Annotated in this window: 6 protein-coding genes; all 6 read left to right on the top strand. The window is 68.7% G+C overall.

The window, feature by feature from the left end; translation table 11 throughout:
* Nucleotides 1–27: 27 nt before the first annotated feature.
* From MX659_RS06270 to MX659_RS06245, 6 genes are read left to right on the top strand one after another with little or no spacing between them, the layout of a single operon-like run.
* A complete protein-coding gene (locus MX659_RS06270; protein WP_267192626.1) occupies nucleotides 28–1,344 on the top strand; it encodes a cytochrome c biogenesis protein ResB in 1,317 nt (438 codons plus the stop codon).
* On the top strand, nucleotides 1,335–2,138 hold the full coding sequence (ccsA, locus tag MX659_RS06265; RefSeq protein ID WP_267192625.1) for a cytochrome c biogenesis protein CcsA: 804 nt from the start codon (nucleotides 1,335–1,337) through the stop codon (nucleotides 2,136–2,138). Before MX659_RS06270 ends, ccsA begins: the two co-directional genes overlap by 10 nt.
* A 20-nt stretch (nucleotides 2,139–2,158) precedes the next feature.
* On the top strand, nucleotides 2,159–4,873 hold the full coding sequence (locus MX659_RS06260) for an ABC transporter substrate-binding protein (protein WP_267192624.1): 2,715 nt from the start codon (nucleotides 2,159–2,161) through the stop codon (nucleotides 4,871–4,873).
* Nucleotides 4,870–5,334 (top strand): hypothetical protein, encoded by a 465-nt coding sequence (locus MX659_RS06255; RefSeq protein WP_267192623.1) that lies wholly within the window; start codon nucleotides 4,870–4,872, stop codon nucleotides 5,332–5,334. Before MX659_RS06260 ends, MX659_RS06255 begins: the two co-directional genes overlap by 4 nt.
* Complete coding sequence (locus tag MX659_RS06250) at nucleotides 5,331–6,686, top strand: cytochrome c biogenesis protein ResB (protein ID WP_267192622.1); 1,356 nt, start codon at nucleotides 5,331–5,333, stop codon at nucleotides 6,684–6,686. The genes MX659_RS06255 and MX659_RS06250 overlap by 4 nt, the downstream gene beginning before the upstream one ends.
* Complete coding sequence (locus tag MX659_RS06245; protein ID WP_267192621.1) at nucleotides 6,683–7,549, top strand: cytochrome c biogenesis protein; 867 nt, start codon at nucleotides 6,683–6,685, stop codon at nucleotides 7,547–7,549. The genes MX659_RS06250 and MX659_RS06245 overlap by 4 nt, the downstream gene beginning before the upstream one ends.
* Nucleotides 7,550–7,563: the final 14 nt, after the last annotated feature.

The raw sequence follows: 7,563 nt of genomic DNA, 5'->3' as shown, positions 1-7,563 counted from the left end.
CCGCATTGCGGTAAGGTTTCAATCGACATGACAGGCATCATGCGATACGTAGGATCCCGTCGCTTCGCTGCGTTCTTGCTCGTAGTGTGGATAGTGCTCCTGCTCGTGTGGATCGTGCCGTTCCAGGCGTACGGCCTGCCTGAGCCGCAGATACGGGCCATTGTCTACGGCGAGCCGTTCTTCCGCGTACTGTACGCGCTGCTCGCTGCGAACATGGTCGCGTGCATCGCCGTTCACACGGGCACGGCGCTCGCGCGCGTCCGCAGGACGCCTTCAGACAGCGAACGTCCTGCCGTCCTAGGCGGCGTTCCGCTGCGTGATGCGCCGTCGGTGGGAGCAGAGCAGGTGCAACGCGTCTTCGCTGCTGTCGGCTTCCGGCGTCCCGTCGCGGGCGACGGCTGGGTGTGGGCGGTGAAGAACCGCTTCTCGCCGCTGGGGACAGTGGTGTTCCACGCCGGCCTTGTCGTGCTGCTCAGCGGCGTGACCGCAGGCGTGCTGTGGCCGAATCTACGTTTCCAGGGAAACCTTGTGCTGGCCGAGGGAGAGACCTTCGGGGGCGCGGAGAGCGCCTACATCGACAGGTCCAGCGAGTCCTCAGCGTCGCCTCCGACGCTATCGTTTCAGGTGGAGAGCGTCAGACCGCGGTTTTACGAAGACATGCTCTTGTTCACGTCGCTTGAGGCCGAGGTGCGCGAGAATGGTCGCTTGCACGCCGTGTCTGTGAGTCGGCCCTGGTTCCCTCGTCTTGACACGAGCGTCAGCCTCTCGGACTTCGGGTACGCGCTCGAGGTCGTTGCGCGAGGAGACGATGGAAGCGCGCCGGTGCGCAGCGTGTACAAGCTCAAAGCCTTCCCGTCCGGGCAGCGCGACACGATTGAGATTTCTGTCGGCGCGGATCGCTACCGCGTGTACGTCCAAGTTTACGGAGACTACATCGACAGGAACGGAAAGCCAGGCGTGCAGTCGTTCAACTCCGACGACCCGCGTCTCGTCGTGTCGGTGGCGCGGGTGCTCACGGGCGGGGCGGGGGAGCGTGTGCTTGCAGACGAGCAGCTCGTGAGAATCGGCGAGCCCGTGGAGGTGCCTAGGCTGACGCTCGAGTTCCCCGGGCTTCGGCACTACGGCGTCTTCCGCGTGGTGCGCGACCCGGTGGCGCCCGTTGTCGCGATTGCAGTGGTGCTGGTCGTCGTCGGCGTGGCGTTGCGCCTCGCGTTCCCGCGCACCGAGGCCCTGTTCGTGGCCGACGGGGCGTCTGGGCGCGTGTCCGTGCGCTCCGACTTCTACGGGACGCGCCTGGATGTGGCCGAGCGCATCGTGCGGCGACTGGAGCGCTCATGGCGGTGACGGTGCACACAGCGCTCTACTGGGCGGCGTGCGGGTTCTTCGCCGCGGCCCTCGTCGCTGCGCTTGTGCGCCCCCAGCGCAGCGAGGCCATTGTCAGGCTGCTGGCGTGTGGCCTGGCGCTGCAGGCCGCATCAGCGATCGCCCGGTGGACGGTCACGGGCCACCCTCCGGTTTTCGGGACCTTCGAGAACACCATCGCTGCGTCGTGGGCCGTCGCGCTGACGACAGCGGTTCTCGTGGCACGGATGAAAGAGCGCGCTCACCCGCTCCTCGTCAGATTGATGCTCGGGTGGGTCGTGGCGATCCTCGCGTACGGGCAGGCGTTCGACAAGACGCCGTATCCGCTCACCATATCCGAGCGGAGCCTCTTCATCGACATTCACGTGCTGTTCGCGTGGACGGCGTTCTCGATGCTGGTGCTTGCGGGCACAGCTGGCTTCGTTCGGCTGGCCGAGCGGAACGCCGAGCGGAGCGCTGAGCTCGATTCGCTCATCGTCCGCGGTGTGGGTCTGGGATTTGCTGCGTTCAGCGCGATGATGATGGTGGGCTCGGTCTACAGCTACGTCCTGTTCGCAGACTGGTACCGTTGGGAGATCGTCGGCACGACGGCGTTCGCCGCGTGGCTGGGCTATGCTTTGACGGCGCACGCGTACGCGATGTTCGGGTGGCGTGGCCGCAGGATCGCGTGGTGCGTTCTGGCGTTGCTGCCGCTCGTGCTCGCGGTGTTCTGGTCCTGGAGCATCATGTCCAACACGTACCATCACTTCGATATCCCTGACATCAGAGCGTGGTGAGCATGAGGCGCACGGTCCGTATGGGAAGGTTCCAGGTGCCGTCGACGGCGCTTTGGGTCCTCGGCGTGGTGATCGCGGCGCTCGTGGTGCCGATGCTCACATTCGTGCTCCGTGAGCGGCCGTGGACGATGGGCGCAGATCCGCGCGACAGCACGAACGCACCGATACGCCAGGTCAACACCGTGTACACGGCCGCGACGGTCCTCGAGCTCCCGTACGAGGACGAACGCTCCTTCGTGCCGAGGGCGCCAGGCCAGGAGTCCTCGTACCTCGAGGTCGTCGCTCCAGCAGCGGACGAGGGTTTCTGGCTCGTCCACCATCCGCCGGGAGCGGGGGCCGTCCCGCACGTCCGGCTGCTCGGCCGGGACGGCAGCGTGCTCGCTTCGTTCGATACCACGCTCGGCGCAACGCTCTTCACGCCGTCGCCATCGGGCGATCTCTGGGTCGACGTCGCCATGGGCTCAGGCGACCAGGAGCACGTTCTCCGCTATGGGCCGGACGGATCGCTGCGTGGGACCTACCAGCTCCCGCGCGGCTTTCTCGCTCGCGCCATCACCTTCGATCCCGATGGCGGCGTGTGGGCGCTTTCCGAAGAGTGGGCCATCGACCCGGAGAGCAAGGAGGTCCACCTCAACAACGCGCTCGTGCCCGTCGCGATGCCAGGCTCGCTCGAACCCCCGGCCGACCCGCTGTCGCTCATCTTGAGCGGGTCGTTCTTCGGCGCTGACGGTCTGCTGTACCGGGTCGCGTCAGACGGGGCCATCACGGGCGAGCACACCACGCCGCCGTACACGGTGACCTCCTGGACCAAGGCCGGCGACAAGATCGCCACGTACACGCTGCCCGAAGACGTGCGGCCGTTCGCGGCCGATGCGAAGGGCCGCTTGTACGCGGAAGAGCTCCGCCCGGAGAAGCCCGTGGCCCTCGGGCTGTCCTCGCTCGGCGATCCGGCCAACGAGGTCGCGGTGTTGTGGATCGTCGACCGAGACGGGACGGTCACGAAGATCCAGGTGCCCTGGCAAGACCTGTTCACGGAGTGGGCGCCGCTCGCGTGGCCTCGGCGTGATGGGACGCTCGTCACCAGCCGCGTCTCGGGCGAGAAGCTTGCGGTCGTGGAGCTGGTTCCTGGCGGTCGCGTGACGGTCGACACGGAGGCGCCGTTCCAGCCCGAGCTCACCGTCATCGAGCCCGTCGAACCGGCAAGCGGCGACCCGTACGCCGCCATCGACGACGCGCAGCGCGACCTGTTCAGGCTCGTCTACAGCGGCCTCGTGGCCTACGATGCGTCGCTGACACCCGTGCCCGATCTCGCGAAGCGCGTGCCGAGCAAGGAAAACGGGCTCGTCTCCGCTGACGGGCTCACGATCCGCTGGGAGATCCGGGACGGAGTGCTCTGGCACGACGGGCGAGCGGTCAGCGCCGACGACGTCGTCGCCACCTACGAGTACCTTCGCGACCGCTCGTACCTGCCGCACGGCCGGCCCTTCCCCGGCTTCGATGCGATCGAGGAGGTCCGGGCCGAAGGCTCGTCGGTCGTGGTCCGCCTCTCCCGACCGGTCGGGGTCGCCCCCGAGGCGTTCTTCCCGTACGTGTTGCCCAGCCACGCGCTGCCTGAGACGACCACGGTGAACCCGCCGGTCTTCGCGGCACCCATCGGCTGCGGGCCGTACCGGCTCGCGCGCTGGGAGGACGGGACCGCGTGGTACCTCGTTGCGCACCGCGCCGGCTCTCGGAAGCCGGGGCAGGTCGGGAAGGTCCGCATCGCGTTCGCGCACGGGCAAGACGCTCTTGCGCTGTATCGGCAGACGCCGGGCCCCGTCGTGTGGGACTGGGTGGACGACGCGAGCGTGGTGGAGCTGCGCAAGAGCGGCGTCGAGGTCGCCGAGCACGCGAGCGGACGCTGGTGGGGGACGCTTCTCAACCCGCGTCGGAAGCCGACTGCCGAGCTCGCTGTCCGTCAAGCGATCCGTGCAGCGTACCCGCGCGACGCGCTCCACTCCCAGGTCTACGCTCCGTCGGAGACGAGCGTCCCGGTCGATGCGCACCCGGTCGTCTCGCCGGCGCACGATCCGTCGCGCGGGCCCGTGAAGGGCGACGACCTAGAGACAGCGCGGAGCGTGCTCTCGGCGAGCGGGTGGCGGTCGACGCCAGACGAGAAGCTCGCTCGCCGCGTGTGGAAGCGGTTCGGCGAGGTCCTCGAGGTGGAAGGTCTGTCGACCCACCGGCTGTGGAACGACACGGACATCCCGCTCGAAGCGATGGACGCGATGCAGCTCAGGTGGCGCGAGATGGGGGCTCTCGACCGGTACGATCCCGCTTCGCTCCGTCACTACGAGGCCGTGTGGCGCCGCGGCGCCTTGAGCACAGGTAGCTACACGGTGGGCCTCGGCGTGTTCCCGGGGTATCCAGACCCCGGGTGGGGTGGGGTCTTCGATTCGGGCGACGTGCCGTCTCCGGCCAATCCGTACGGGATCGGTATCGCAGCGCCGCGCGACGCGACGCTTGCGAAGCTGTACGCGACCGCCAAGGCCGAGTACGACCGCGAGAAGCGGGCCGCCATCGGTCGGGAGATCACGCGCCGCGCGTTCGACGAGCTCGTGCTGGCCATCGGGGAGCGGTACGAGATGAGGCGGGTCGCGGTGTCCGGCGGCGCGACGGGATTCGTCGTGCGTGCATTCCCTGCAGGGGTGTTCAGCGACGTGGCGCAGCTGTCGGCTCCAGGAGCGGGCCGATGAAGCGGCGGCTTGTCGCGCTCGCAGTCTTCCTCGTGCTTCTCGCAGGCACCGGCCTTTTCGGGTACCGCGCCTGGCAGGAGCGGCGCGTCCGGGCCGCGGTCGCTGCCTACGACGTCGCGCTTGCAGAGGCGTTGCGCTCGCTGGACGCGGAACGCCTGCAAGGCGTCGCGTTGCCGCGCGAGATCGGCAGGGTGAGGAACTACATGATCCTCCTCGAAGGCACAGCGACCCGGCTCGACGCGGAGCTGCTCGATCTTCACGTCGAGAAGGTCCGCTCGAAGGACCCCACGGTGACTGCGGTCGTCGTCGAGCGCTGGCGCGAGACGCAGCGTGACACGCGCACAGGAGCCGTTCGCGGGCCGGCGTCCGAGCGGCGTCAGCGCATCGAGTACACGCTCCTTTCTGGCGGCGGCACGCTCAAGGTCTACCTCTCGCGCGTGCTGGAGGACGAGCGGCCGTGAGGACGCCTCGCGTCTTGCGCCTCCTGTCGCAGGCAGGCTCAGTGCGGTTGGCTGCATGGCTGATCGCCGCTTTAGGAGCCTTGTCCATCGTCTCTGTCGTGGTGCCGCAGCGCGCATACCTCGGCGCAGCGTACGAGGACTTCGCGCATCGAGCGCCTGCGGTGGCCAAGCTCGTCAGCGCCGTGGGCCTGGACCGCGTGTACGGCGGGTGGCCCATCGCGGTCGTGACGGCATTGCTCGGCGTGAACCTCACGGTCTGCACGGTGCGCCGCGTCAGCGCACGACGCCGCTCCTCGTCGCGCGAAGGTGCCGTCCCTGCCGAGTTCGCCGCGTTCGTCAGCAGGGCCTTGGGCGAGGGCTGGACCGTGCTTCGTGCAGGACCGCGCTCCGTCACGCTTGTGAAAGGGCGTAGCGGGTTCTGGGGAAGCGCGATCATGCACGCCGGGCTCATCGTCGTCATCATCGGCGGCGTTGCGACGTCTGTTACCGCGTTCCGCGGGCAGGCGGTCATCGCGGAGGGGCAGACGGTGCGGGACGAGCCGAGCGCGTACGAGACCGTGGGCGTCGTGCCGCGAGTGGGCCCTGCGTATCGAGGCACGCGGATCACCCTCGATTCGATGCATGTCGCCTACGAGCGCGGCACCGTCGTGTCCGCGGTGGCGCGGATGCGCGCCGTGCAGCCGGACGGTCGCATCGTCCGCAAGGACGTGCGCGTGAACCACCCGCTGGACGCTGGAGGGAAGAGCTGGCTGCTGCAGGACTCCGGGTACGTGGCCCGCGTCGTCGTCCGCGTCGACGGACGGCAAGCGCTCCCCCTGGCGGTCAAGCTGGCGTCAGAGACGCCGTACGGCTGGCGCGACGACATCGTCGTCAAGACGGACGCAGGCGACGTCGCGCTCTCCTTGTCCGCGACGCCGCGCCCGGTCTCGTCCAGCGACGAAGCCGTCGAAGAGAAGCTGGCGATCCGGGACCCTCGGCTTGCGATCGTCGTCGAGCACGCGGACGCGCGCTGGGAGGGCGTGCTCGCGCCTGGCGAGTCATCGGGTTCCGTCGGCGGCGCCACCGTGATCTTCGAGGGCCTCGGGCTGTGGAGCAGGTTCCTCGTCCGCGGCGAGCCCGCCCGATGGGTGACCTACGCGGGCTTCTGGCTCGTCGTGCTCGGTGCGATGTGGCGGTTCGCGGTGCCCGAGCGTCGCGCCGTCGTCCAGCGAGGCGAGGACGGAGCCCTGCAGGCCGTCCTGCGGGTCTATCCGTGGATGCAGACGCGCGCGGGCGAGGCAGAGGTCGTATGCTTGTCTTGCTCGCAGGAGATGGAGCGACGTGAGTCGAGCGAGGAGGGCTCGCGCGAATGAACGCTTTGGAGGCGACGACGTTCTGGATCGCGATCGCGCTGTACGCGGTGGGCGCGGTGGCGATCATCGCGGCGCTGTCGTTCAAGAAGCCCGCTCTGCAGACGGCCGCTCTCGCAGCCACTGGTGCGGGGCTTGCAGCCCACAGCGTCGCCATCGTCGCGCGATGGGTCGCCGCAGGCCACTTCCCGTACATCGAGGACTACGAGAACGTGCTCGTCGGCGCGTTCGTGATGGTGCTGGCGTACTTCGTCGTCGCGCTGCGGTTCCGTGGCACGGCGCTGGCGGGCGTGCTCATCCTGCCCGTGACGCTCGTGACGTGCGGGTACGGCATCACGCAAGCCGGTCCCGCCGGGCCTGTGACGCCGCCGTACCAGTCGGGCTGGCTCGTGGTGCACGTGACGTTCGCGTGGATAACCTACGCGGCCTACTCGACCGTCGCGGGGCTGGCGGCCGTGCACCTCATCCGGAGGCGCGCGGAGCGCCGCGGCCAGCCGGACGGGCTCCCGCCGTGGCTGCCGTCGGCAGAGCGCATCGAGGAGCTCACGCTCCCGCTCGTCGCGTTCGGCTTCTTGAACAACGCCGTCATGATCGCCTCAGGCTCGATCTGGGCGTACCGACTGTGGGGCTCGTACTGGAGCTGGGACCCGGTAGAGACGTGGTCGCTCCTCACCTGGCTGGCCTACGGCTTCTACCTCCACGCGAAGGTCACGCTGAAGTGGAGCGCCGACCGTCTCGCGTGGCTCGCGCTGTTCTGCCTGTTCGGGGTCATGATGGTCTTCTGGGGGGTGCAGCTCGTCCCGACAAGCTACCACCTGTTCAGGAACATCGGATCGGGCATGCCGCGGCTCAGTCGGCCGCAGTGACCGCGCGCGACCCG

The organism is Parvivirga hydrogeniphila (assembly GCF_023371205.1).
Classification (GTDB): Bacteria; Actinomycetota; Coriobacteriia; order Anaerosomatales; family Anaerosomataceae; genus Parvivirga; species Parvivirga hydrogeniphila.
The sequence above is the reverse complement of the archived record's forward strand: the minus strand, read 5'-3'. Positions and strand labels throughout refer to the sequence as shown.